Below are 24523 nucleotides of genomic sequence, written 5' to 3' on the forward strand. Positions count from 1 at the left end.
GGTAGAGATAGTGTTTTTTTGTGTAAATGAATTAATAAGTATTACTCATATAAAAATTAAACAAAACATGATAATTACAGCAAATGCATGTTTTAATAAAATTTTAAGGAGATATTTAAATGACTGAATTCTTATATTATCCAGGTTTTGAAATAGAGGATGAGGAATGGTTAAAGTTTGCTTTGCTATACATGAGGAGGGTACATACTATTGTTCCATATGAAGCTGAAGGTTACTTAAGCATTAACTACAATAATTTAAGAAATACAACTAACTTATTAGAAAGCTATCGTCCATCGTATGCAGAGGGACAGAAGTCTACCTATGATGCAATAGATATAATTCAAAGTAAAATTATTAATAGACCAAAGCGAAACCATGGGATTTTCGGTGAAATAGATATACTAGAATATTGGAGACAATCCCAAAATCAAGACACCGAAATTTTTCACACTAAGTTCTCTCCGGAATTTTCTGAATTTTGCAAAGACTATGGTTTATGTCATGAGACTAGTAATGGTATTAATCTTCCTCGGCAACTTGCTTTAATTTATATGTCGGTAATAGCTCATAATATTGGAGATAGTTGTGGGATGTCTGTAATTACAGATACTAAAGAACAAAAGCAAATTTCGAAGATAAATAACAAAGCTTGGAAATACAACCCTAAGTTTGAAGAATTAAAGGTGATGAATAAATTTATTAAACTTGAGATACCAGTAAACCTAAAAGATATTCCGTTAGAAGCTATTATAAAGCTACGGAATAAAGAAAGTTTCCAAACGAAGTTGAACTCTTTTCACGCATCACTAGGTACTTTTACAAGTGCTCCAGGTATGGAGTTAACAGAAAGTAATTGTAAGGAAATTATTGGTAATTTAAATGGTTCTATTTTAGATTTAGTTTCTGATATTACAGGTTTCGTAACGGGTACAGCTGCTACTGCTTTAGGTGTGTCATTAGTTTTTTCAAATGACGGTTCTAATCTTGAATTAGCAAAAGAATTATTGGGTTTTGGGGTAACATTAGGTGGTGCTTTCCAATTATATGAAAAGTATAATAATGTTAGAAATAAGCACTTAGCTGCAAGGTATTTAACTGATATAAGAAAATTGGGGAAAAATCATCGTTTATTAGGAGTGTAAGATAGTATAGTATGTGTTTATCCGCTGGCTCTAATTATTAGGAAAAGGTGGTAAAGATGAAAGAAGTAATTTACTCTAAGTGTTGCGGTAAATGTGAACAAATGGTAGAGATAAAAATAGATATAGATTTCGAATATCTAGAAGAGTCGCTACCATTATTAGTAGCAAAAATGTATCACTTATGCATTTGTATTAGAAAATTTGTACATTAATAGTAGAATTAAAGTTATATTTTTTAATAATTTTTGGAAGGTTGATATATTATGAGTGTATGTAAAGCTATAAAGGATTTTTCACAATTAACTTGGTTTATATTAGAAGGTAGGTTTGAAACGAATCTTAGTGTTGGTGAAGAGACAATAACTGATATTAGTTTGATTGAACTACAGAAAAGCCTAAGTACTAGTACAAGGATAGAGAAATTTACTAAAAAAAAGGAGGACGAAAAGGGTGCAGATTGGGAATGGTGGATAATAGAGCATGGTAAAGCAATTTCTCTTAGGGTACAAGCGAAAATATTAAGTCTAGATATGAAATATAAAAGCTTAAATTATATTGGAAAGAGTAAAAAAGTTCAAATTGATACACTTATTAATTCAGCTACAACAGACAAGTGTATACCTATGTATATCTTCTATAATTATGTTAATACATTTCCAACATTTAAATGTAAGTGTGGTGAGAGTATATATGATGAGTATGAAGGCGTAACTTATAGTTTTGCTACAACGATAAAAGGTTTAGTTGGAGGTGGGACTCGAAAAAGTTATGATTATCACGAAGTCCGTCCTATATCTGACTTTTTAGTTTGTCTATTCTGTTGTAATGATAAAAGCAAATCATTAATAAATGTAATTTCTGAAAAGTATGAAAAAATGACTGGGCTGAAAATTGAAGATGGGATTATAAAAGAGAAAGTACCTAAATATGTAAAAAAGATATCACCAAACATTGTAATAGAAGAAGAAGATTTAGATATTAAATTTATTCCAGAGTATGTAATTGTTACTCAAATTAATTAATTATGTTTAACCTATTTTGATATGTGAAGTACCGCTTTATAACATTCCAACATATCGTTAATTATTGCATCTTGTCTATATCATTTTAATCATGCAAAAATAGACTAATCGAACGAAATACGGAAAAGGTACGAATACTTAGTTTAAGATTATAGGGAAAACCATTGATTAGCAAGGCTTTGACTCTCTTAGAAGTTTAGATGGAAGTTACCACCAAATATTTAGATTTGACGGTTGAAGAAGTTGAGAATGTTTTAAGAGAGTTTATAGATTAAGGATATAATGAAGCTAGTTCATTAGGTGGATTAGTCTGTTTTAGTTGTATCATAAATTAATGTGAATTTTAAGCGGTTCGATTAAAAATATTAGTAATAAATTCTTGGAGAGCAGTCGATACGGCTGCTCTTTTTTGTTGTATGAGGAGTGAAAGTATCTTTACCTCTATCAATGATATTCGAAGGATTAGCTGGAAGTAAATCTACCTTTTTTAGTGTATTAGTGTAATACTAATACACTATCGATTAATTAAAATTTAATTATACGAAAATAGGTATTCTTAATGGGGGGGATGGGTATCATGAAGAAGATTAAATCAATAGAATATTTACCATTAGTGGAATAAATTTGCGCATCGTTAAATTTGCAAAGCCATAAAGCTTAAGGATGCTAATTGAGATACTCTTAGAAAGTTTAAAGGGAGTATCAAAGACATAGATAGTTTTTGTAATAAACTTTTAGTAAAGGATATGTTTACTTTGATTGTTTCAAAAATAGCTAAAGTTAAGTGGAATGCAAAAAATAAAAAAAGGTTCGAAAAACTTGACTATGAATACACGAAAATGGGTGAAGAATTTCATGTGAAAATAGAGCATCTTTCAAGGGGAAGTACAGGAATGATTAATGTTAAATGTGATTACTGTGGATATGAATACCCAATTATGTATCAAACGTATATCTATATACATAGGAAAACAATTTCTCAAAAAGATTGTTGTAACAACCAAGATTGCACCAATATGAAAATTATGGAATCAAATATAATTAAATATGGTATCAAACATCACATTAAAGTAGCTTCAGTTCAAGAGAAGGTTAAAGAAACACTTAAGGGAAAATATGGAGTGAAAAATGTATTTCAATTAGAATCAGTGAAAGAAAAATCCAAAGAAACCAACTTGAAAAGGTACGGTACAGAATTTTATGTACAAACTGAAGTGTATAAGAAACGAGTGAGGGCAATTTCTTTGGAAAAGTACGGATATGAAAGTCATATGCAACATCCTAAATACAGAGAGATGTTTAGTGGTGAGAAGTCTCCTGTATGGAAAGGTGGGGTTACATACCATAGAGTTGAGAGAGCAACGAGCGAGTACCGAAATTGGAGAAAAGCAGTTTTCTCTAGGGATAAATACAGATGTCAATGTTGCGGAGCAAAACAGGGAGAAGTTGATTTTTGTGTAGAGTTACACGCACACCATATTGTAAATTGGAAAGATTCCATAGGACTTAGATACCATATCAATAATGGAATTACATTTTGTTATGACTGTCATATGAAGTTTCATACTATATATGGGAAGAGGGGTAATAGTATCAGTCAAGTTAATGAATTTATAGCTTCGGTCGAGGTAATACGAAAAAAGGAGAATATTTAAAAAACAATTGCTTAACGGAAACCGCTGAAATTAGGCAAAGCACGTTGTTCTACACGCATCTATAAATTATTCCGATACGATAAGGATTGAAAAGTTTAATATGATAACATAATCAATTAAAAATACTATAATTTCAAGGTCGTTTACGATAAAGGTTTGAAATGGAATTAGGGGTATTTTTGGGAATAAAAAAAGGGACTGCTACATTGCAATCCCTTCTGCTTCCATTTTTTTTCTTAATCTATATACGGTTGCTTCACCAACATTACACTGAGTTGCAATGTCTTTAACGTTAGTTCCATTTTTAAGCAGTTCTCTGATTTTGTCTATTTTTGCATCGATTTTTTTATATTGTGATTTTGGTATAATTCCATCTGCTTCCATTTGTTTCTTTATTCTGTTTACTGTACTTGGATTGACATCGTACATTTTCGCTATATCATCTGTTTTTTTACCTTGTATAATAAGCGATTTAATCTGCTCTTTATCCTGTGGTGATAATTTACTATGATAATTCATAGCCGATATCCTAGGGTCATAACCTTCGACTATTACATGTTGATACGAATGCATCCATTTAATATTATTTGTGAGACTTTTACTTAATCCGAATTCCTTTATAACTTCTTCATTAGTAGCACCATTCATGAATCTAATTCGGACTGCTCGTACCACTTCGTTTGATGGTCTTGCAGTTTTCTTCTTGTTCATTTCTCTTAATTCTTTAAGCTTTTCTTCCTTTTCTTTTGGAAGTTTAATATGTTTCCAAGTCTCACCTTGTATTATACTACCTATACCACTACGTCCAATATTAAGTCTTTCGCTTATCTCTCTTTGATTAAGACCTTCAATTGCTAAATCAATAATTTCTAAAACTTGTTCTTTTGTTATTGTAGCGTTTTTATAAGCACCATTCTTGTATGCACTTGGAGGATTTTTTATTTCATCAATCCTTATCCTCATAGCCATATGGGTAAATTCATCTGTATAAATTGCAGAGTAAATAAATCCACCTGTTCCAGTTGCAGATACTTTACCTTTTTTCTTTACATCATCAGTCAGAGTATCTTGTAGTCCACTTTTATAAATGCCCAATTCTTCTTCTGCCCAAGTTATTATGTCATATTCACCGATAATATTTTCGTCTATATCAAAGACTATAAAAGGTCTTAATTTACCGACTGCTTCGAGACTCTTTCTAATCTTCTCTTCTGTTTGAATGACACCTCTAGTACCTTCGCCACCAGTAGTAGAATTGTAGCCATTACTATCTGACCATCCTGCAAAAGAGCGATAGTGCTTAATCCACTTAATTTCCTTTTCGCTCAGTTCAAATTCAGTTTCTGCAGTATCGATTACTTCCCATTTAAATGCATCCCAGCTATATTTACGAATTGCTCTATGGAAATAGTTATCAGATTTTTCTGTATCTCTCTTGTGATTACGTTTTCTTCGTTTTAGGGTCATAACAGTTTGTCCAATATAGACCTTGCCATCTTCTGTATTTGTAGCTTTATATATAATGCCATCAACCTTTCTGTTTGTTTTGCTAATATCACCTTCATCAGTTTTTTTGAAGTGTTTCTTTTTCCTTATTACTTTATCGACATCATAACCATCGACAATTACATGTGTGTACGAACGCATCATTTTGATGTCTAAAATTACTGGCTCTGAAACTTCGTATTCCTTTTCTAACATGTGATTAGGAACACCATTCATGATTTTAATTCGAATTTCTTCTACTTCATCATCAGTTAATTTATGGAAAGCAGGTCTAATAATGCCTTCTTCTACCATCTTCTTCTTTATCCTTATTACTGCCTTACGAGAAAATCCATAAACGGTTACTAATCTTTCATTTCTAACTCCTTCTATAAGAAGTTCTTTGATTTTTCGCTCATTTTTACTTTCAGTTGATTCAACATAGCATCCATGAACAGGAATATGTTTGGATACTTTCATGTCTCTTATGTAAAATATGCATGAATTAGTTACACCATATTCTTTTGTTAACTCAGTAACAGTAACACCGTTCATTAATTTTGTTCTTATATCAAATACTTGCTCATCTGTCATTCTTACTGGCTTGTCAATGAGTCCTTCATCCACTAGGTTAATTCTTATTCTATTTATTGCAGTATTGCTTACACCAAGCATTGTTGATATGTCTTTTTTCATCATAACTCCTTCTAGAAGAAGTCTCCTTATTTCCGTTTCCTTTTCCTTCGGTATTGTCTTTGCCAAATCAATCAGCCTTCCTAGTTGTTTGTTGTTTATAAAGTGATATTGTATACAATAATTGTGACATGAGCATAGGCTAATTGGAAGACTTTTCTAAGTGGTAGTTTGTGGGAGATTTACACCATTTTCTGATAATTTCAGAGGTGATTGATGGGAGTGATTTACTAGTCAATTATAAGGAATATTACCTATTCAATTTTTTGATAGCCACTATGGATATGATTAAACATAAGCTTAAGGATTGAACTAACAGAGAGGAAAATAAATGGCAATCTTAGAGTCAGAAGTAGTGGTGCTAATAGGAAATTAGAGAGAATAGAATGAATAAAAAGCATAGCTGTACAACAATTAATAAAACTATGATTTCATTAAGAGGCGTCCTTCAACAAAAATATAAAATAAAAGGGAGAGAATGACGATGGAAGTAGAAGTTGTAAAGAGTAAGAGCAAGAAAATTTTAAAAATTATTGGAATTATTTTTAGTGCAATAGTTTTAATCTTTATAGGTTCTGCAATAGGTTCAAGTGGTGCTAAAATTACTGTTCACGATAAGAAGATGGACATCACTCAGTTGGACAAAGAGGTTAGCAAGCTTAAAAGTGAAAAGAAAGCGTTATCATCAGGCTTGAAAGAAGCAAAAGATATCATTGCAAAGCGTGACAGTGCTCAAACAGAATTGAATGATACAGAAGCGAAGCTAAAAGATAAAAAAGGTGCATTAGACAAGGAGCTTGCAGAAGGTCGTAAAGAAATCGATAAACAACTTGCAGATATCAAAGGTCAATTAGCAGATGCTAAATCAAAATTAGATGATACAAACAAAAAGTTAAGTCTTGCAACAGGTCAACTTAAGGTGGCAAGTGGAAAGCCAGTTTCATTAAGTAGTGGTCATTATACTGTAGGCAAAGACTTTAAAAGTGGACGATATAAAGCAACAAATGTAGGTCGTGGTTCAAACTTTGTAGTATATGATAAAGATGGAGATGTTGTAGTAAATACAATCTTAGGTAATGGTGGAATTGGAAGTGGAGATTATGTGTTCTCATGTGATGATGGATATACAGTTGAAACAGAAGCACCTGTAAAATTAATACCTGTTAAATAATTAATAACAAAACTAACAGTCGAAAGACTTAAAATAAGGAGATAAATATGAAACGTACTGCAGAAATGGTATTAGGAATTTTAGGTTCAATATTCGCATTCGGAAGTTCATTCTTTGCACTATTCTTTGGAACTGTAGATGAAGCATTCAATGGTAAAAGTGAAATAACAAGCATGGGTGGAACTGCATTCTTCTTCTCGGTAATCGCACTTATATTCGCTATAGTAATCAACTGGAAACCAAGATTCAGTGGCATTGTATTGGTAATTAGTGGAATTGTAATCTTAGTGTCAACTGGACTATTTGGAGTACTGCCTGCAATTTTAATTGTAATCAGTGGACTAATGGGTATTTTTAGAAAAGTAAAGAAAAGCTCAGAAGTATCAATGTAAAAAAAAAAGGATGTTAGCATAGTTAGCAATTATATTTATAAATTGGAACACTTTAAAAATAAGTCTAGTTATTTATCAATGAATACACTGCTCTACATAAGTTTCTTTCAGTTGATATGAATGCAAATCTCAATAACCTTATCTAATCGATATTATGATGGAATGATTGACAGGGTATGCAACGTACAAAACAAAAGTCAAATAAAGTTAAAGAGACTTCTAATTAATTGGAAGTCTCTTTAAAATATAAATTTAAGCCTAATTAAATTTAGCTGTTTGTAGTGGATACAAACACAACCCTTATCCACACACGTATTCGGTAAATGTCCGACACTTCAATTTTTATGTATGAAAAGATTGATATTAGATATGTAAGTAAACAATGATAGTGTTTGAGAAGAATATAAAGGTGGGTTATGTAACACTCTTGAAGTTTGGAATGATACAGGATACACTTGGCAATTGGTACAATCAAAATGCACACGATGATACAAGTTGTAACTAGCGTTCCAAAAGGTATACCTTTTGATACGAAATTAGACACCATTAAAATCAATGATAACATCGTTTCAAAAGGTGTATAAAACAATTATGAAACGTATCGAAATAATAATTTGACCTTATGATACGCTATTGATAATATTAGGGTGTCAAATATATAAGGTAGGTAATAAAGGATGAAGACATTCGCATACATTCGAGTATCAAGTAAGGAACAAAACGAGGCAAGACAAGTAGAAACAATGATGAACCTAGGAATAAACGAGCGTGACATGTTCATTGACAAGATGAGCGGTAAATCATTTGATAGACCTTCTTACAAATTGTTAAAGCAAATGGTTCGTGAAGGTGATGTCGTTGTATTCGATAGCATCACACGAATGGGAAGAAACATGAATGATACAATGAACGAGTATAATTGGTTCGTTGAAAATGGAGTACAATTACAATTTGTAAAAGAGCCAATGATAAACACGACAAATGAACAAGATGATTTAATGAAAGAAGCTATCCGCAAAATCGTATTAGTTCTATTAACTGCATTTGCAGAAAAGGAAAGAGATGAAATCAAGATAAGGCAAGCGGAAGGAATTGCAGTGGCTAAAGCACAGGGTAAACACTTAGGAAGACCAAAAACATCAATTACAAATGAATTTGAAAATGCATATAAGCAATGGAAAGAAGGAAACTTAACAGGTGTTCAAGCAATGGAACAGGCTAAATTAAAAAAAGCAACATGGTATAGAAAGGTTAAAGAATATGAGTCATCACGCAAATACAGGTGATGTCTTTTGTTATGTATATGGGGGGATAATTTCCACATTTGAGCGGTACTTTTATACGAAATTGAATATAGTAGCTTAAATCACACACCATGAAAATTTTTTAATGTCTCGAATTGATTATACTCAGTAATCCATTCACACAAGGAAAGTCTAAAGAATAGCAAAATAACGATACTCTAAATTTAGTAGATGAATTGTGTTAAAATATTGATATAGATAGATTTGAGAATCACTAATTTAAATTGAAAGGCATTCTCAAGTGTACATCTACATTTTTTATTTGGAAAATAACAATTGGCGGTATTTTTATGACACAAAAATTTACATTAAAACAAGTTAAACAATATGTATTGGAACATTCAGATTGTATTTTAATTTCAAATGAATACATAGGAATTTATGAAAAGTTAGATTTCATTTGTGGGTGCGGAAAGCCATTTCAAAAAAGTTTTTTTGCTTTCAAATATAACAAACAATACCAATGTAAAAGTTGTGGATTCGCAAGAACGAGAGATTCAATGTCTTTAAATATTGAAGAAATAAAACGATACGTTGAAAAACATACAAATTGTAAATTAGTTTCTACTGAATATAAAAGCAATCGAGAAAAATTAGATTTTATTTGTGAATGCGGTAATCCTTTTCAGAAAAGTTTTGAAAAATTTAAAGGAAGAAATGAAATATTGTGCAAAACTTGCGGCAGACTTAAACAAATGGAAGCCAGAAAATTAACTTTTGAAACAGTATTTAAATTTGTTGATGAAAACTCGAATTGTGTATTGATATCTAAAGAATATAAAAATGCTCATACTAAATTAGAGTTTTTATGTAGTTGTGGTAAGAAATTCAAAAAAACTTTTGATAAATTTATGAGTAGAAACCAAAGACAATGTAAGAAATGTGGCTATCATAACATTTCAATTATCAAGACTTTAAATTTTGAGGATGTAAAAAAATTTGTTGAAGAACATTCGGATTGTATTTTGAAATCTACTGAATATATAGATTATTATTCTGAATTAGAGTTTGAATGCAAATGCGGAAAAATGTTTAAAACAAGTTACGATAACTTCAAGCACACTGATAGAAGAAGGTGTATTACTTGTACTAAAATTCGTTCAAAAGGCGAATTTAAAATACAATCTTATCTTTTGAAAAATAATATCAAATTTGAAGAAGAATATCGATTTCCTGATTGTAAATATAAAAATACTTTACCTTTTGATTTCTACTTACCTGATTTAAATATTTGCATTGAGTTTGACGGTAAACAACATTTTGAAGAAGTATTTGTTAACCAAGATTTAAAGGCACAAAAGAAAAGAGATAAAGTCAAAACAAAATATTGCAAGGATAATAAAATTGAATTAATCCGAATTCCTTATTACGAATATAAAAATATAAATGAAATATTAGATGGTTATTTATTCAATTTGTTCACATTATGTAATGAGAATGATTGAAGGCGAGCAAAAATGCTCGTCTTTTTATTTAAAAAACGGTACTCATTATCAAGGTGAAATAAATAATAACTAAGTAAAACCAAGCAGCTGTTAAATTCGGAGCGGAAACTCTTGTAAAAACTATTCAAAATGCAATTTTGAAGGCGTAAATATCAGAACGCTAAATAAAGTGACGACAGATTTTATTTTAAATAATTAAATTGATAAAAGTTTGGAGGATGTAAAACGACAATCATGGAATCACAAGGAAAGAAAAGAAGGGTTACTTAGTGAGGTTATAACACAGCAATTTGATTATTAATCTATATATAAATATTCTCTACATCCTTGCTATGAACCATGGCTTATGGGAACAGATGCATACTTAGAAGTTTTTCGAATATTCCATTTCAATTGTGGTATAATTTTCCTGTTGCTGAAGTTTTTAAGGAAATAGGTGGGAACTAGTTTAGTATTTTGGACAATATTTAATAGCTGAATAGTTTGTAGGATTGATATAAGGGGGATAATGGTGGGGACAAGGAACAATAGTATCTTCGTAAGAGTTTTAATATTCTTATTTATAGTTTTCTTAATATTTTTAGTTTTAACAAGTTTTTATAGAAACGCAATACCTTTTGATTTTAATGCTGGTTTAATTACTGTATTGCTTATTATTACATTACTGATTCTATCAGAAGCTTTTGATAATTTGAGTATTGGTAAGTTATTCTCGCTCAGTAGGGAAGTTAAACAAAAAGAAGAAGAAGTTGAAAAGTCTAAAGAAGAGAATAAAGAATTAAGAGAAAAGATTATTAGTCTTGCTTCTGTGGTTACACAAAATCAGAGTAACCACAATTATTTTGGTTTCCCAATAGAATACTCAAAAGGTATTAGTGTTGTTAAGGCAGAGAAAGATGCTGAAAATGCTAAAATAAAGTCTAATGCTTTAGGGAGTGAATTTAAATCTACTCCAAATCTTCATAAATTGCCGTTACGCGTATTACTCAATGAAGGATTAAATATGTTCATTGAAAGGCAAAAAATTCCAACGTTAGAAGTAATTAAGGAAGCTGAATTTTCCTCTAACTTTAAGGGGATAGACCCTATAGATGACCAAAGAATTTTATTTGATGCTTATTATAAAACAGATAGTAAAGAATATTTTATAGAAATTTTTATAAGTACTTCGTATCATCCATTGATTCGATATCAAATTTACTCTAAGATTGCTAAGATACTCTTCTATCAACAAGTTAAAAAAACATCGGCTGAAATGATATTAGTGTTTATAAATGTACCTGAGTCCCTAAATAATGGTAAGGTATCCCGAAATGCAAATGTTGGAGATATATTCAAGCAATTTCAACCTGCCATCTATAATGGGTTATTACGTATAGAGTCTATTGATTTATCTGAGGATGATATAAAAAATATACAAAAAAAATATGAAGTTGAGAAAGAATAAGTCTTTTTATACACACGAGATTTGGGACTGATTTTTGTATTATTTATTTGACTAAAATGTAAAGATGGCACTAAGTTACATAGACTATTCAACTTGTCTTTGCAGATGGTTTAAGAGTTTCTCTCTTACATTTTCCAATTCTTATTAAATCTTAGAATAATATCGTGATGGATTATATAATACCTAATATTATGGTGGAATTGGATAATCAATAGAAGTACCTACAAGCACACATCAGAATATAATAGAAGTGATTGATACAAACGGTAAGTATATGGAATTAAGATATTGATGGACAATCAGTAATATCTATTGTTACAATAATACCATATATTAGGTGATTCAAAATCAACATGTTAATTTAAGCAATGTATATCAAGGCATTGCCAAGGGTATGCTATACCTTATATGAATAAAATGAGGTGAAAAGATGCATAAATTAGCATGTCCACGCTGTAAAACAAACAAAAGTAGATTTTATTTAATCGAACAAAACCCAAAAGCAGTTAAATTAAATGCTCAAAGCGGAGATGTTGAAATAGAAGAATATGTTTCAAGTGGGCTAGATCCATTTTATGTTCCATATAAAGGTCCAGAATATTTAGTTCAATGTGGAACTTGTGGTTTAATTGATCAAAGTGTAATGTTTGAAAAAACAGCAGATTCATTGAAATAATAAAATAAAAAACTAAGTGCGAATGTATAAATAGAATAAAAATAAGATGACCTCTAAACAGAGATCATCTTATTTTTGTTGGATAGTTTTTTTAAATGTTTCCAGTGCTAGTATTTTTAGAACCAATCTTTCTTCTTGAACCACATCACTAATCCAATTACGATGAATAGCATGATTATCCAACAGTAATAATAACCATATTTTAATTGAAGCTCAGGGATGTGAACAAAATTCATTCCATATACACCGACAATGAATGTTAGTGGCATGAACACAATCGAGACAGATGTTAACATTTTCATCGTTTTATTCATTTTGTGTGAGTTTGTTGAAATATAACTTTCTCTGATGTCATTTGCCATTTCCCTGTTATCTGCAATGTCATCTAATAATTTTAATAAATGATCGTAGACGATTCGCAATTTCTTTGTCGTTTCTTTGTCAATTTCAACGTGGGTTGAATTTAATATACGATAAATTAAATCCTTTGTTGGTTTAACTGTTTTTCTTACTTTTGATAGCTTGCTTAATTGTGTTTTAATGCCATCGATCATGCTTAAGTCGGAATTAGTTCCTAATTCATCAATCTCTTCGATGTCATCTTCAATTTTTTGTATGATTGGAAAAAATTTATCTACAATTTCATCACAAATGTGATACAGGATTCGTTCTGGTTTTACTCCTTTTGTACTTTTTAATCCTTTAAGTTTGTTCCACACAATTTGTATCGCATTTGACTCCTCAAAGCAAAATGAAACGATGTACTTGTGGGACAAAAAGAGATCGATTTCAGCTTGTTCCATGTTCTCCTGCAATGATTGCAGAATGATAAAACGATAGCCATCGTAATAATCCATTTTCGGTCTTTCTTTATAGCTTACACAATGCTTAATTGCTATTTCATCGAATTGGAATTGAGTTCGCAATAGGTCAATTTCTTCTTTTTCAGGTTTTCCAAAATCGATCCAAACCCAATCAATTTGTTCGGAATTTAATTCTTCAATTGATACATCAAACGCATGGGTTCCGTCCTTGTATACAGCCATCGTTTTAATCATTTCGGCACCCCTTTTTCTCGTTAATTTTCTCCAAAATCAGTTTAACACAATATGATCCATTAGTTTTTAAAAAAATTATGAGAAAGTATTAACGATTTGTATAAGATTATCTAGTTTAAAATTGTAAGATTAGAAAAGAAATAGCACAAATAGCATTGAATAAGGAATTTAAATTAAGAAAAAAATAAATTTAAGAAAACTTTGACTTTTTAGTAGTCGATGGATATAATAAATAACAATTAAAGCACACAAATGAATTCAATGACGAGAAAAGTAATTTTCGTTACTGTTCTACAGAGAGCCGGGGAAGCTGAAATCCGGTGAATAGTACTTAAATGAAGATCCTCTCCGAGAAGTCAAACTGAAAACATAAGTAGGTTTGAACGGGTGTCTACCGTTAAAAGGAACGCGTATGATTGTACGTGACTGAGTGCTATTGAAGAGCGGAATGTTTTCAATAGAATTAGGGTGGTATCGCGGTTAAACCCGTCCCTTATTATAGGGACGGGTTTTTGTGTGCTTTAAAAAATTAAGAGAGGCGATATCATATGAAAAAAGAAAACATGAAAGAATCTGTTCAAAATCGTGAAAAAAGGATTAGTGAACATTGGTCTAAAGAAAATACTTTTATTAAATCAGTTGAACAAAGAGAACATAACCAATCTTTTGTTTTTTACGAAGGTCCCCCAACTGCAAATGGACTACCACACGTTGGTCACGCATTAGGTCGTACAATAAAAGATGTGGTAGCTAGATATAAAACAATGGCTGGTTTCCAAGTTGTTCGGAAAGCTGGATGGGATACTCATGGTTTACCAGTTGAACTCGGTGTTGAAAAGATGTTAGGCATTTCAGGTAAAGCGGAAATTGAACGTTATGGTGTAAAAGCTTTTCTTGAGAAATGTAAAGAAAGTGTGTTTACTTACGAGAAACAATGGCGTGATTTTACTGAGCAGTTAGGTTATTGGGTGGATATGGATGATCCATATGTAACATTGGATAATTCTTATATCGAAAGTGTATGGAATATCCTCGGGACAATTCATGAAAAAGGTTTGCTAGTAAAAGGTCACCGTGTTTCACCTTATTGCCCTAGCTGTCAAACATCACTAAGCTCACATGAAGTAGCGCAAGGATATAAAGACGTTAAGGATTTATCTGCAACCGTTAAGTTTAAATTGAAAGATGAAGAAAATGTCTATTTCCTTGGATGGACGACAACTCCGTGGACACTTCCTGCTAATGTAGCGTTAGCTGTAAATCCAACTATGGAATATGTTCGTGCTAAAAAAGGTGAGGAGGTATATATTCTTGCTAAGGCATTATTAGATAAAGTACTAAAAGCTGATTACGTCATTTTATCTGAATTTTTCGGGGCAGATCTAATCGGTATTAGTTATTTACCACCATTTAATTTCGTAAAAGTTGAAGTTGGACATAAAGTTGTGAAAGCAGATTTTGTAACTGAAGGTAGTGGTACTGGAATTGTTCATATCGCACCTGCATACGGTGAAGATGACTATAAGGTTGTGCAAGAAAATGGGTTATCTTTTGTAAATGTAGTGAATGAAAAGGGCCAATATACTGATGAAGTACCTAATTTTCAAGGTCGTTTTGTTAAAGAGTGTGATGTAGATATAGTGAGGTATTTAGCCGAAAACGAATTATTATTTAGTAAAGAAAAATATGACCACAGCTATCCGCATTGTTGGCGTTGTGATTCACCTTTACTCTATTATGCGAATGAAAGTTGGTTTATTAAAACGACAGCATTAAAGGATGAGTTTATTATAAATAATGAAGAAGTAACATGGCATCCTGATCATATAAAATACGGTCGATTCGGTAATTTTTTAGAACAAATGGTAGATTGGAATATTAGTCGAAAAAGATATTGGGGCACCCCATTAAATGTTTGGGAATGTGATTCATGTAATCATCAATTAGCACCAAAAAGTATAAATGAATTATGTAACCATTCGGTTGAAGAAATTGACGATTCAATTGAATTGCACAAACCTTTTGTTGATGAAGTGACTCTTAACTGTCCAAATTGTAAAGGGAATATGAAAAGAACACCTGAAGTAATTGATGTTTGGTTCGATAGCGGTTCGATGCCATTTGCCCAATATCATTATCCTTTTGAAAATAAAGAGAAATTTGCAAAACAATTCCCAGCAGATGTTGTCATTGAAGGAATTGATCAAACGAGAGGCTGGTTCTATAGTTTACTTGCAGTATCTACTTTATTTACCGGGAAAGTACCGTATAAACGTGTATTATCTCTAGGCCATGTATTAGATGAAAATGGACAAAAAATGTCTAAGAGTAAAGGTAATGCATTAGATCCGGTAGAATTAATTCAAAAATATGGTGCTGATTCATTACGATGGGCTTTATTAGTAGACAGTGCGCCTTGGAACCCGAAGCGTTTTTCTGAAAGAGTCGTTCAAGAGGCAAAATCGAAACTAATCGATACATTCGAAAATGTATATAGTTTTTACAGTTTATATGCAAATTTAGATGGATTTAATGCAAAAAAACAATATGAGTATCAATCAGGCACATTGGATAAATGGATCATTTCTCGTTTGCATAGCACAGTCAAAAATGTAACTAAGAATTTGGAGGAATATCAATTTACAAATGCTGCAAGGGACATTTCTAAATTAGTAGATGAAGTTAGCAATTGGTATGTAAGAAGATCAAGAGAACGATTCTGGTCAAATGGAATGAATAAAGAGAAGGCAGCGGCTTACTATACACTGTTTGAAGTATTAACAAAAGTAAGTCAATTATTAGCACCATTTACGCCATTCTTAGCGGAAGATGTTTATTTTAATTTAACAAAACAAAGCGTCCATTTATCTGATTTCCCAGTTTGCGATGAAACATTAATCGATGTTCAGCTTGAAAAGGAAATGGATGCAGTTCTAAAAGTTGTGGAACTTGGAAGAAGCATCCGAAATACAAATTCATTAAAGATTAAACAGCCACTAGCTAGTTTAACTTTAGTTAGTAACAATGAGGAGATCAATTGGGATTCGTATAAAGAAATTGTTTTAGATGAGTTAAACGTAAAAAAATTCCAACAAGTAAACAATGAAAATGAGTTTTCAATCTTAAAAATGAAATTAGATTTTAAAAAATCAGGAGCAAAATTTGGAAAGCTTTCAAATTTAGTTAATAAATCACTTCAAACATTAACAAATGAAGAAGCAAAAAGAGTGGTTGAGAGCGGGTACGTTAATGTATTAATTGAAACAGGAGAAACTGTTAAAGTCGACGCACAAGATATTTTAGTTGAAAAAAGCGCAAAAGAAGGTTTTGCATCAGCGACGAATAGCGAATATACAGTGACCCTCGACACATTACTAACAGAAGATCTTATCCAAGAAGGAACTGTAAGAGAATTAATCAGGTCTATTCAAGAATACCGAAAAGAATTGGATCTACCAATTAATATGCGCGTAGACATTGGAATTACAGCTAATCCAGAGTTTATTGAAATCATTGAAAAGTTTAAAGGTATGCTTGAGGAAAACTTATTAATGAGAAAACTAGTTGTGAAGAATCAAGTGAATGGAAAAGAAATTAAAGTTGGTGATTATCAGTCTGAAATTGAATTAGTTGCTTCTAATTAATTGAATAGTAAAAGTGAAATGACAGACTAATAACAAAATTTTAGTCTGTCATTTTTTTCTTAAATGACGTGGGCAAGGTCTCCTATTTTTAAATTCAATAGTTTAAAGGTTTATTAAAATAGCTGTTGAATTAATTAGTGTAGAATGATTTAAGGAGATTAGATGATTTCTAAAAAGAGCATTTATGTATATTTGATATACGCAGTTTCTTTTGCCATATCGTATTTTTTAGTTAGAGTATTCATATTTCATGGCGAAATTAACTCAGCATTTGCCGGTTCTATTGGCGGTGGATTTATTGGATTTTTAATATCAATTATTTTTGCAAAACCAATTGAAAAAAGTTAATTTTAAAAACGGTTATTCAACTACTCTATGCTAAGTTGAACTATTAATAAAGGATGATCAACATTCGATCATCCACTAGTGTACATTAAGTTAATCCGATTAAAAGATAAATGGCCGTTCCCCAAATAAACAAGGCGGAGAATTTGTTGAATATGTTCATTAAACCTCCTGTACTGTCTACCTTCTTCATGATTGAGCCCGCGACCGTTAATCCAAAAAACCAAATCCAAGATACTGTAATACATGCGATCGTAAAGAAAACTTGTTCCTTTCCGACATATTTTAATGCACTTGTTCCAATTACACCTACTGTATCTAAGATTGCATGGGGGTTTAATAAGGAAACTGATAAAGCAAAAATAATTTGCTGTCGGCTAGGTAATGCACTTTTCGATTCATTTGCTGCAGGTTTTGATCTCCAAATAACATACCCCATGTATACTAAAAACATAATGCCAGCAATCATCAAGCTAATTCTTAGCCATTCAAATTGTAGAACGATCGTGGATAGTCCAAAAACAGCTAAAAGAATTAAAAAAGTATCGCATACTGCAGCAGTAAAAGTCGCAGGTAGCGCTCGAATTAGTTTTGACTGAGTTGCACCTTGTGAAAATACAAATACATTCTGTACCCCTAAAGGTAAAATAAGTCCGAATGCTAAGACTAGACCATGAATAATAGCTTCCATCAAATCAACTCCCTTTCAATTACAATCGTACTATGATAAAACTAAAAGAAAACAACCAATTGGATGGTTTTATATCCACCCAATTTAGGGGGAGTTAGATGAAATGGAAACCAAATCGTGATTCTCATTTGACTGTTCAAGAGCAAATTGTAGATTGGATTAAATCTCGTATTGAACGAGGTGATTGGTCTGTTGGCACAAAGATTCCAACGCAGCGTCAACTAGCAACGCAATTTAATGTGAATCGTAGTACCATACAAATTGCACTTGATGAATTAAGGGCAGATGGTTTGATCGAATCAAAAATGGGATCAGGGGGATATGTGGCTAACAATTCTTGGAACGTACTTTTGAGCAAATATCAACCAAATTGGCAGAGACATATTGAATCAAGTATTCATAAACCAAATTACCATACGATTCAACTCATAAATGAATATGAGCAAATGAGTCATATCATACGTCTTGGAACAGGTGAATTATCACCTGAATTATTACCAACTAAACAAATAGAAGATTCGTTAAGAAAGATTTCACTTGATTCCAAAGCAATTGGCTATTCATCTCCGCAAGGAAGTGAAAAGCTCCGAGGAATTTTAAGTAATTATTTAAAAAAACGTGGTATTGAATCAGCACCAGAGAACATTTTAATTGTTTCGGGTGCACTTCAAGCACTTCAATTAATTGCAGTTGGATTATTGGAAGAGGGATCCATTTTATTTCAAGAACAATTTTCGTATTTAAATTCAGTTCATCCCTTTCAATCTAATGGTATGCGAATGATTTCAGTTTCAAGGGAACATCGATTAAAAGATTTACGGGCACATAAAGGGAAGAGGCAATCTTTATTTTACTGTGTTCCAACACTAAACAATCCAACAGGCTATAATTGGTCGTTGGAAGAAAAGCAAAATCTATTTAATACATGCAAAGAGCTACAAATTCCGATTATTGAAGATGATGTGTATCACGAATTACTTTTTGAATCATCTTCACCTGCTATAAAATCGTTTGATACTTCCGGACAAGTTCTGTATATAGGGAGTGTATCCAAAACACTAAGTCCAGGATTAAGAATTGGTTGGGTTGTTGCACCAACACCTGTAATTGAACGATTAGCTGATATTAAAATGCAAACAGATTATGGTTCAAGTGCCTTTTCGCAAGAAATTGTATCACACTGGATCGCAAACGGTCTATACGAAAAACATCTAGTTAACCTTCGTGAACAATTGCAAAGAAGAGCGAAATACGTAGAAGAATTTTTAGAAAAGGACTTTAAAAAAATAGCTTCATGGAAAAAGTCTGAAGGTGGTTTCTACATATGGCTCAGGTTTCATAATCCAATTGTAAATAAAACTTTATTTTTAAAATTACTTAAAGAAAATATATTGATTAATCCAGGTTATATTTACGAACCAAGAGATTTACACCATATTCGTCTTTCTTATGCCTACGCGTCATTTGAAGATTTAAAAAAGGGATTAAATATTTTACTACAAATAAGCCAACTGTGATTTCATTTAGAACTTTATTTGGACCTTTTAATGAAGGATTTTGAACAGTAAAAAAAGAGCACCGAGATCTCGATGCTCTTTGATTTGTTATATATTGATTAATTTCATTACTACAACTTAGTAATTTAAAATTTAATTTCTATATGGAAAAGTACATAATTTGCTAGAAACTTTACTGAATACTTGCCTGAATCTTTAAGCTTTCAAACCCTCGAAATGCAACATTTTTACGGCGAGTTGGCTCCTCAATTAGAACTGGATTCACTAAATGTCTAATCAGTTTTTCAATTGCAATTTGTCCTTCTAATCTAGCAAGTGGGGCACCTAAGCAGAAATGCGGGCCGGATGAAAATGATAAATGTTTTATATTTTTTCGAGTGATATCAAATGTTTCAGGATTAGTTGTGACTGTTGGATCATAATTGGCTCCACCTAATGAAACCATAAAGTAATCGCCTTTTTTAATCGAATTTCCAGCGAACTCAAAGTCTTCTCTAGCCCACCTAGATGTAAAAATAACGGGTGATTCGTATCTTAATATTTCTTCAATTGCTGAAGGAATTAACGTTAAATCATTTTTTAATAGCTCAAATTGCTCAGGATGTTTTAATAATAAATAATATCCATTCGTGATTAAATTAACAGTTGTTTCATGACCCGCTATTAATAAAAGAAGACAACTTGCGATCATTTCATCTTCACTTAATTTATCACCAGATTCTTCCGCTACGATTAAATTACTAATTAAATCCTCTTTAGGTTCAATTCTTCTTTTAGATATAAGTTTTTTGAAATAATTAGAAGCATCAAGAATATCCTTTGATACTAATTCTAAATCCTCCATAGTCGTATTAAAATCAATAAATTTAATAAATGCATCTGACCAATTACGAAATAAATCTCGATCTTCTTTAGGAACACCTAATAAATCAGTAATGACAAAAACAGGTAATAAATAAGAAAAATCACGTATTAGTTCGTGGGAAAATTTTCCCTTCATATTTGCTATTAAATAATCTGCAATTTCATTTACCGAAGTTCGTAAATTTTCAACCATTCTTGGAGAAAAGGCTTTGTTCACGAGATTTCTCAATCTTGTATGATCAGGAGCATCTCGAAATAACATCATTTTTCGATTTATTGCAATTGCAGGCATAACACTCTCAGGTATTTGTTCAGGTGGAGTAACTTTGGTTGCTTCTTTGATAAAACGGGGGTCTTTTAGCATGATTTCTGCTTCTCTATAGCCTGTTACTAGCCATCCAGTTCTCTGAAATAGCTCGGTATAAAGCATAGGACTTATTTGTCTAGCGATACTAAAATACGAATATGGGTCTTTGTAAAATTGCTGTGGATTCATTTTTAATTGATTGTTCATGTAACTGTTCTCCCTTATGAATGAAATGAGTCTATTTATTTCTATTTCTGTGAAAATGGATTATTCCCAAATTTTGGATAACACAAAATAAGGATACTTTTGTACAGAATGATTTTCATGAGGAAATAGGTATAAATGAATAAGAAATAAATCAAATAAAAATTAAAAAAATTAAATCATGATATATGGTAAAATAAGGTACTTCAATTAAAAAAACTAATTTTTATGAAATAATTCGATGATTGAGAAAGGGGTAATATGATGGATTTTCCCGTTTTAGAAACAGAGAGATTATCTTTAGTGCAAATTACACAAAATAATGTAGAAGAGATTTTTTCCATCTTATCAAATGAAGAGGTAATTAAATACTATGGTATGGACCCCTTTACTGAAAAAGAACAAGCGGTTAAAATGATAGATTCTTTACAAACTAGATTTGAAAATCAACAAGGAATGCGCTTTGGAATCGTTGAAAAAGAATCCAAAAAATTAATCGGAACAATTGGATTAAATAATTTAGTTTTACACGCTAGAAGAACTGAAATTGGATATGATTTATTACCTGAATATTGGAGAAAAGGATTTATGTCAGAAGCAATTAAGGCAATTACATCATATTGCTTTGATAAACTAGGATTATATCGAATTGGAGCTAATATTTTTCCAGACAATACAGCGTCATCTACTTTAGTTGAGAAGCTAGGGTTTCAAAAAGAAGGATTACTTAGAGGGTATTTAGTTCAAGGGAATCAGTCTCATGATTTAAACGTATTTTCACTCATTAAACCTGATTGGCAAAAAAAAAACGAACAATAGAAAACTGAAATAATCATAATATAAAAAATTCCAAGTAAGGAAAAGGGGAAATGGAATGATTAAAGCTGTAATATTTGATTTTGATGGTTTAATTGTCGATACTGAATCTGTATGGTTCGAAGCATATAAGGAAGTACTACAACGGCATGAAGTGGAGTTAACTCTTCAAAAGTTTTCAGAAGTTGTAGGAACAAGTGATGAAATTTTATTCGATTTTATTAATTCAAATTTAAAAGAACCAATTGAAAAAGAACTGATTGAACAAATGGCGAAAGAGCTAGTTGATGAGAAACTACTCAAGCCAGTATTAAGAGAAAGTGTAGAAGACTATTTAATCTCAGCAAAAAATGCAGGATTACAAATAGCTTTGGCTTCTAGCTCCTCAAGAGAGTGGGTAGAAAGCTTCTTAAAAAAATTAACTATTTATGAATACTTTTCAGTAATTAAGACGAAAGATGATGTTAAGAAAGTGAAACCAGATCCAGAGCTATATTTAAAAGCAATTGAGGAAATTGGAGTTCAAGCATCAGAAGCTATCGCATTTGAAGATTCGTTGAATGGTTTAATCGCTGCAACAAAAGCAGGATTAAACTGTGTAATTGTTCCGAATCAAGTTACCTCACATTTAGAGTTTGAGAATCATAGTTTAAGATTATCATCGATGGCAGAAAAATCTTTAGAAGATGTAATTAAGCATATAACAAACAAATAAATAGAGTAAAAAAAGAAAACCATTCCCCAAAAAATGGAATGGTTTTTTAGTTAAATAGAATTTACTTCTTTTACTTCACTTGCTTCATCTTTCTTTATTAAAATTTCCTTTTTCAGACCCCAACAAATTAAAAATGTTAAAATGGCAAGTACGAAAGATACCCAATATAAATCCTGGAATGCATGAGTAAAGACTGTTTTTACTTTTTCAAGTAGGTTTTGATCAAGATTAGATGGAATCATACCATTTTGTACATTTTTTAATTGTAGCAATTGATCCACGGTCAGACTTCCAGCTAGTGATTTCATCCCTGATGTAATTTTAGAGGCTAATAGAGAACCAAATAAACTAAAGCCTATCGTCATACCAATTGATTGAAATAACATGACGGCAGATTGAGCAATCCCTACATTTTCCTTTTCAACTGATTCTTGAACAATTAATGCATTGTTAAACAGAGCACCGAATCCAAGTCCAAGAATAATGAAATAAATAACGAAAGTAATAATTGAAGTGTGAGCTGTAATACCTGTAAGTAAATAGAAACCGATCATTGGTATAATAAATGAAACACCGTATATATTTCGATAAGAGAATTTATTCATTACTCGACCAGCAACTACACTTGCAACCATCGCACCAACCATAATTGGTAAATTTAAATAACCAGATTCAGTAGGTGTTAAACCGAGTACATTTTGCGAGAAGAATGGGAAAGATGAAAGTGACCCCATGATCGCAAGAACAAATACAAATACAAGAGCTGAAATGACAACAAAGTTTCTATTTTTAAATAAGTGCAATGGGATAATGGGTTCTTTTGCTTTTGACTCAACAAAAATAAACAATCCAAGTAAAATAGTTCCTAAAATTAGTAAACCAATCATTTTAGGATCACTCCATGCATATCCTTCTGTTTGATGGAGTACAGGAGTAAGCAGATAACTGATTAACGTGGTAACTAGTAAAATCCCACCAAACCAGTCGATATTGATTTTTTTGTCTACTTTCGATTCGTTTAATCCTAAAGATAATAAAATAGCAGCTAAAACTCCTACTGGAATATTTACTAAGAAGATCCAGTGCCATGAAATATGCTGTACAAAATATCCTCCAATGAGCGGACCAAGTAGTTGAGGTATAAACATGACAGCTCCGAAAATACCTTGTAGCTTGGCACGCTGTTCAACTGGGAAACTGTCTCCAAAAATGACCATCGCAAGTGGCATTAACCCACCCGCACCAATCCCTTGAATCCCACGACCAATTAAAAGGACTTCCATAGAATGAGCTGTACCACTAATAATTGAGCCAGCCATAAATAATCCCATACTAAATAAATATATTTTTTTTCGACCATATAAATCCGCAAGTTTGCCGAGTATTGCCATAAAGGAGGTCATCGAAAGCATGTAAACTCCACCAACCCAGCCGTAAAGCGCTAAACCTCCTAAATCCCTAATAATTGTTGGCATAGCTGTTGAAACGACTGTCTCATCAAGCTCTGAGAAGATGACACCAATCATTAGTCCTATTAATATAAGAGTCTTGTTATTTTCTTTCATCCTTTTCCTCCTTATGACCTTCCAATATTATTCAATTGATTCATTGAATACTTAAAAAAGAAGTACTTGTAATAGTTTAAAACTAATGGGAATGAAGCTTTTTTAGAAAAGTTCAAGCATAGTGATTTTAAATTTGAATAACGTGTCAACGTTTTAAATTTTTTTGATTCTTTATACCTGAATTTAGAGATGAAATTCAAATTTCAAGTAAAAACGTCAATTCTATCATTTTCTTCTACTTTAATTATTCTTTACTTTGTTTAAAATTCCTTTAGGTAGTAACTCTCATCTTTGTGGTTGTTTGAAATATATAAATAATTATGAAGTCTCTGAGCTTATTCAACATATTGGCAGATTAGTGG

20 protein-coding genes and 1 other annotated feature are annotated in these 24523 nt (G+C 31.6%); of the genes, 15 read left to right on the top strand and 5 right to left on the bottom strand.

What is annotated here, in order from left to right:
• Positions 1-119: 119 nt before the first annotated feature.
• The 3 genes from CN514_RS12325 (at position 120) to CN514_RS12335 (ending at position 3822) form a co-directional block, all read left to right on the top strand.
• Positions 120-1145: a hypothetical protein gene (locus tag CN514_RS12325; protein ID WP_098232841.1), complete on the top strand. Its 1026-nt coding sequence runs from the start codon at positions 120-122 to the stop codon at positions 1143-1145.
• Between the two features lie 263 nt (positions 1146-1408).
• Positions 1409-2167 carry a DUF6615 family protein gene (locus tag CN514_RS12330; protein WP_098232842.1) on the top strand — a complete coding sequence of 253 codons (759 nt, stop codon included), beginning with the start codon at positions 1409-1411 and terminating at the stop codon, positions 2165-2167.
• A gap of 755 nt (positions 2168-2922) precedes the next feature.
• On the top strand, positions 2923-3822 hold the full coding sequence (locus CN514_RS12335) for an HNH endonuclease (RefSeq protein ID WP_098232843.1): 900 nt from the start codon (positions 2923-2925) through the stop codon (positions 3820-3822).
• Positions 3823-4023: 201 nt separating this feature from the next.
• Here the strand turns inward: CN514_RS12335 and CN514_RS12340 are convergent, their stop codons facing one another.
• Entirely contained in the window at positions 4024-6069 is a 2046-nt protein-coding gene (locus CN514_RS12340; RefSeq protein WP_098232844.1) for a helix-turn-helix domain-containing protein, read from the bottom strand.
• Positions 6070-6484: 415 nt separating this feature from the next.
• Between CN514_RS12340 and CN514_RS26505 the strand changes: the two genes are divergently transcribed.
• The 7 genes from CN514_RS26505 (at position 6485) to CN514_RS12370 (ending at position 12435) form a co-directional block, all read left to right on the top strand.
• The gene (locus CN514_RS26505) at positions 6485-7171 is read left to right on the top strand and encodes a hypothetical protein (protein ID WP_286141661.1); all 687 of its coding nucleotides are present in this window, start codon (positions 6485-6487) and stop codon (positions 7169-7171) included.
• Positions 7172-7218: 47 nt separating this feature from the next.
• Positions 7219-7563, top strand: a complete 345-nt coding sequence (locus CN514_RS12350; RefSeq protein ID WP_098232845.1) for a DUF4064 domain-containing protein — start codon at positions 7219-7221, stop codon at positions 7561-7563.
• A gap of 455 nt (positions 7564-8018) precedes the next feature.
• On the top strand, positions 8019-8147 hold the full coding sequence (locus CN514_RS26510) for a hypothetical protein (RefSeq protein ID WP_286141662.1): 129 nt from the start codon (positions 8019-8021) through the stop codon (positions 8145-8147).
• A 93-nt stretch (positions 8148-8240) separates the two neighbouring features.
• A complete protein-coding gene (locus CN514_RS12355) occupies positions 8241-8849 on the top strand; it encodes a recombinase family protein (RefSeq protein WP_098232846.1) in 609 nt (202 codons plus the stop codon).
• A 308-nt stretch (positions 8850-9157) separates the two neighbouring features.
• Positions 9158-10312 carry a PDDEXK family nuclease gene (locus CN514_RS12360; protein WP_098232847.1) on the top strand — a complete coding sequence of 385 codons (1155 nt, stop codon included), beginning with the start codon at positions 9158-9160 and terminating at the stop codon, positions 10310-10312.
• Positions 10313-10823: 511 nt separating this feature from the next.
• Positions 10824-11759 carry a hypothetical protein gene (locus tag CN514_RS12365; protein WP_098232848.1) on the top strand — a complete coding sequence of 312 codons (936 nt, stop codon included), beginning with the start codon at positions 10824-10826 and terminating at the stop codon, positions 11757-11759.
• A 430-nt stretch (positions 11760-12189) separates the two neighbouring features.
• Positions 12190-12435 carry a DNA alkylation repair protein gene (locus CN514_RS12370; protein ID WP_098232849.1) on the top strand — a complete coding sequence of 82 codons (246 nt, stop codon included), beginning with the start codon at positions 12190-12192 and terminating at the stop codon, positions 12433-12435.
• A gap of 116 nt (positions 12436-12551) precedes the next feature.
• Here the strand turns inward: CN514_RS12370 and corA are convergent, their stop codons facing one another.
• Positions 12552-13493 (bottom strand): magnesium/cobalt transporter CorA, encoded by a 942-nt coding sequence (gene corA / locus CN514_RS12375; protein ID WP_098232850.1) that lies wholly within the window; start codon positions 13491-13493, stop codon positions 12552-12554.
• A 252-nt stretch (positions 13494-13745) separates the two neighbouring features.
• Positions 13746-13990 (top strand) — a binding site (T-box leader).
• A 66-nt stretch (positions 13991-14056) separates the two neighbouring features.
• Between corA and ileS the strand changes: the two genes are divergently transcribed.
• Positions 14057-17137 carry an isoleucine--tRNA ligase gene (gene ileS, locus CN514_RS12380; protein ID WP_483295012.1) on the top strand — a complete coding sequence of 1027 codons (3081 nt, stop codon included), beginning with the start codon at positions 14057-14059 and terminating at the stop codon, positions 17135-17137.
• A 162-nt stretch (positions 17138-17299) separates the two neighbouring features.
• Positions 17300-17485 carry a hypothetical protein gene (locus tag CN514_RS12385; protein ID WP_098232852.1) on the top strand — a complete coding sequence of 62 codons (186 nt, stop codon included), beginning with the start codon at positions 17300-17302 and terminating at the stop codon, positions 17483-17485.
• 85 nt (positions 17486-17570) lie between these two features.
• On the opposite strand, the gene CN514_RS12390 is transcribed toward CN514_RS12385, so the two are convergent.
• Positions 17571-18173 carry a LysE/ArgO family amino acid transporter gene (locus CN514_RS12390; protein WP_098232853.1) on the bottom strand — a complete coding sequence of 201 codons (603 nt, stop codon included), beginning with the start codon at positions 18171-18173 and terminating at the stop codon, positions 17571-17573.
• A 98-nt stretch (positions 18174-18271) separates the two neighbouring features.
• Here CN514_RS12390 and CN514_RS12395 point away from each other — a divergent pair, with 98 nt between their 5' ends.
• A complete protein-coding gene (locus CN514_RS12395) occupies positions 18272-19690 on the top strand; it encodes an aminotransferase-like domain-containing protein (RefSeq protein WP_098232854.1) in 1419 nt (472 codons plus the stop codon).
• A gap of 172 nt (positions 19691-19862) precedes the next feature.
• Here CN514_RS12395 and CN514_RS12400 read toward each other — a convergent pair whose 3' ends face one another.
• The gene (locus CN514_RS12400) at positions 19863-21068 is read right to left on the bottom strand and encodes a cytochrome P450 (RefSeq protein WP_098232855.1); all 1206 of its coding nucleotides are present in this window, start codon (positions 21066-21068) and stop codon (positions 19863-19865) included.
• 261 nt (positions 21069-21329) lie between these two features.
• Between CN514_RS12400 and CN514_RS12405 the strand changes: the two genes are divergently transcribed.
• Together CN514_RS12405 and CN514_RS12410 are read left to right on the top strand one after the other, a co-directional pair.
• Positions 21330-21884, top strand: coding sequence for a GNAT family N-acetyltransferase (locus CN514_RS12405; RefSeq protein ID WP_098232856.1), 555 nt, complete (start codon positions 21330-21332; stop codon positions 21882-21884).
• 55 nt (positions 21885-21939) lie between these two features.
• Positions 21940-22596, top strand: a complete 657-nt coding sequence (locus CN514_RS12410; protein WP_098232857.1) for an HAD family hydrolase — start codon at positions 21940-21942, stop codon at positions 22594-22596.
• A gap of 50 nt (positions 22597-22646) precedes the next feature.
• Here the strand turns inward: CN514_RS12410 and CN514_RS12415 are convergent, their stop codons facing one another.
• A complete protein-coding gene (locus tag CN514_RS12415) occupies positions 22647-24161 on the bottom strand; it encodes an MDR family MFS transporter (RefSeq protein WP_098232858.1) in 1515 nt (504 codons plus the stop codon).
• Positions 24162-24523 lie beyond the last annotated feature (362 nt).

Origin of the sequence: Bacillus sp. AFS001701, from assembly GCF_002559405.1 — a bacterium.
Taxonomy (GTDB): Bacteria; Bacillota; Bacilli; order Bacillales; family Bacillaceae_G; genus Gottfriedia.

Bases quoted from the DNA above. Each gene is read 5' to 3' on its own strand.
- CN514_RS12405 (WP_098232856.1), top strand. From the start codon at position 21,330: ATGGATTTTCCCGTTTTAGAAACAGAGAGATTATCTTTAGTGCAAATT.
- CN514_RS12370 (WP_098232849.1), top strand. From the start codon at position 12,190: ATGCATAAATTAGCATGTCCACGCTGTAAAACAAACAAAAGTAGATTT.
- CN514_RS12325 (WP_098232841.1), top strand. From the start codon at position 120: ATGACTGAATTCTTATATTATCCAGGTTTTGAAATAGAGGATGAGGAA.
- CN514_RS26505 (WP_286141661.1), top strand. From the start codon at position 6,485: ATGGAAGTAGAAGTTGTAAAGAGTAAGAGCAAGAAAATTTTAAAAATT.
- CN514_RS12410 (WP_098232857.1), top strand. From the start codon at position 21,940: ATGATTAAAGCTGTAATATTTGATTTTGATGGTTTAATTGTCGATACT.
- CN514_RS12415 (WP_098232858.1), bottom strand. From the start codon at position 24,161: ATGAAAGAAAATAACAAGACTCTTATATTAATAGGACTAATGATTGGT.
- CN514_RS12400 (WP_098232855.1), bottom strand. From the start codon at position 21,068: ATGAACAATCAATTAAAAATGAATCCACAGCAATTTTACAAAGACCCA.
- corA (WP_098232850.1), bottom strand. From the start codon at position 13,493: ATGATTAAAACGATGGCTGTATACAAGGACGGAACCCATGCGTTTGAT.
- CN514_RS12390 (WP_098232853.1), bottom strand. From the start codon at position 18,173: ATGGAAGCTATTATTCATGGTCTAGTCTTAGCATTCGGACTTATTTTA.
- ileS (WP_483295012.1), top strand. From the start codon at position 14,057: ATGAAAGAATCTGTTCAAAATCGTGAAAAAAGGATTAGTGAACATTGG.
- CN514_RS12350 (WP_098232845.1), top strand. From the start codon at position 7,219: ATGAAACGTACTGCAGAAATGGTATTAGGAATTTTAGGTTCAATATTC.
- CN514_RS12330 (WP_098232842.1), top strand. From the start codon at position 1,409: ATGAGTGTATGTAAAGCTATAAAGGATTTTTCACAATTAACTTGGTTT.
- CN514_RS12395 (WP_098232854.1), top strand. From the start codon at position 18,272: ATGAAATGGAAACCAAATCGTGATTCTCATTTGACTGTTCAAGAGCAA.
- CN514_RS12385 (WP_098232852.1), top strand. From the start codon at position 17,300: ATGATTTCTAAAAAGAGCATTTATGTATATTTGATATACGCAGTTTCT.
- CN514_RS12355 (WP_098232846.1), top strand. From the start codon at position 8,241: ATGAAGACATTCGCATACATTCGAGTATCAAGTAAGGAACAAAACGAG.
- CN514_RS12360 (WP_098232847.1), top strand. From the start codon at position 9,158: ATGACACAAAAATTTACATTAAAACAAGTTAAACAATATGTATTGGAA.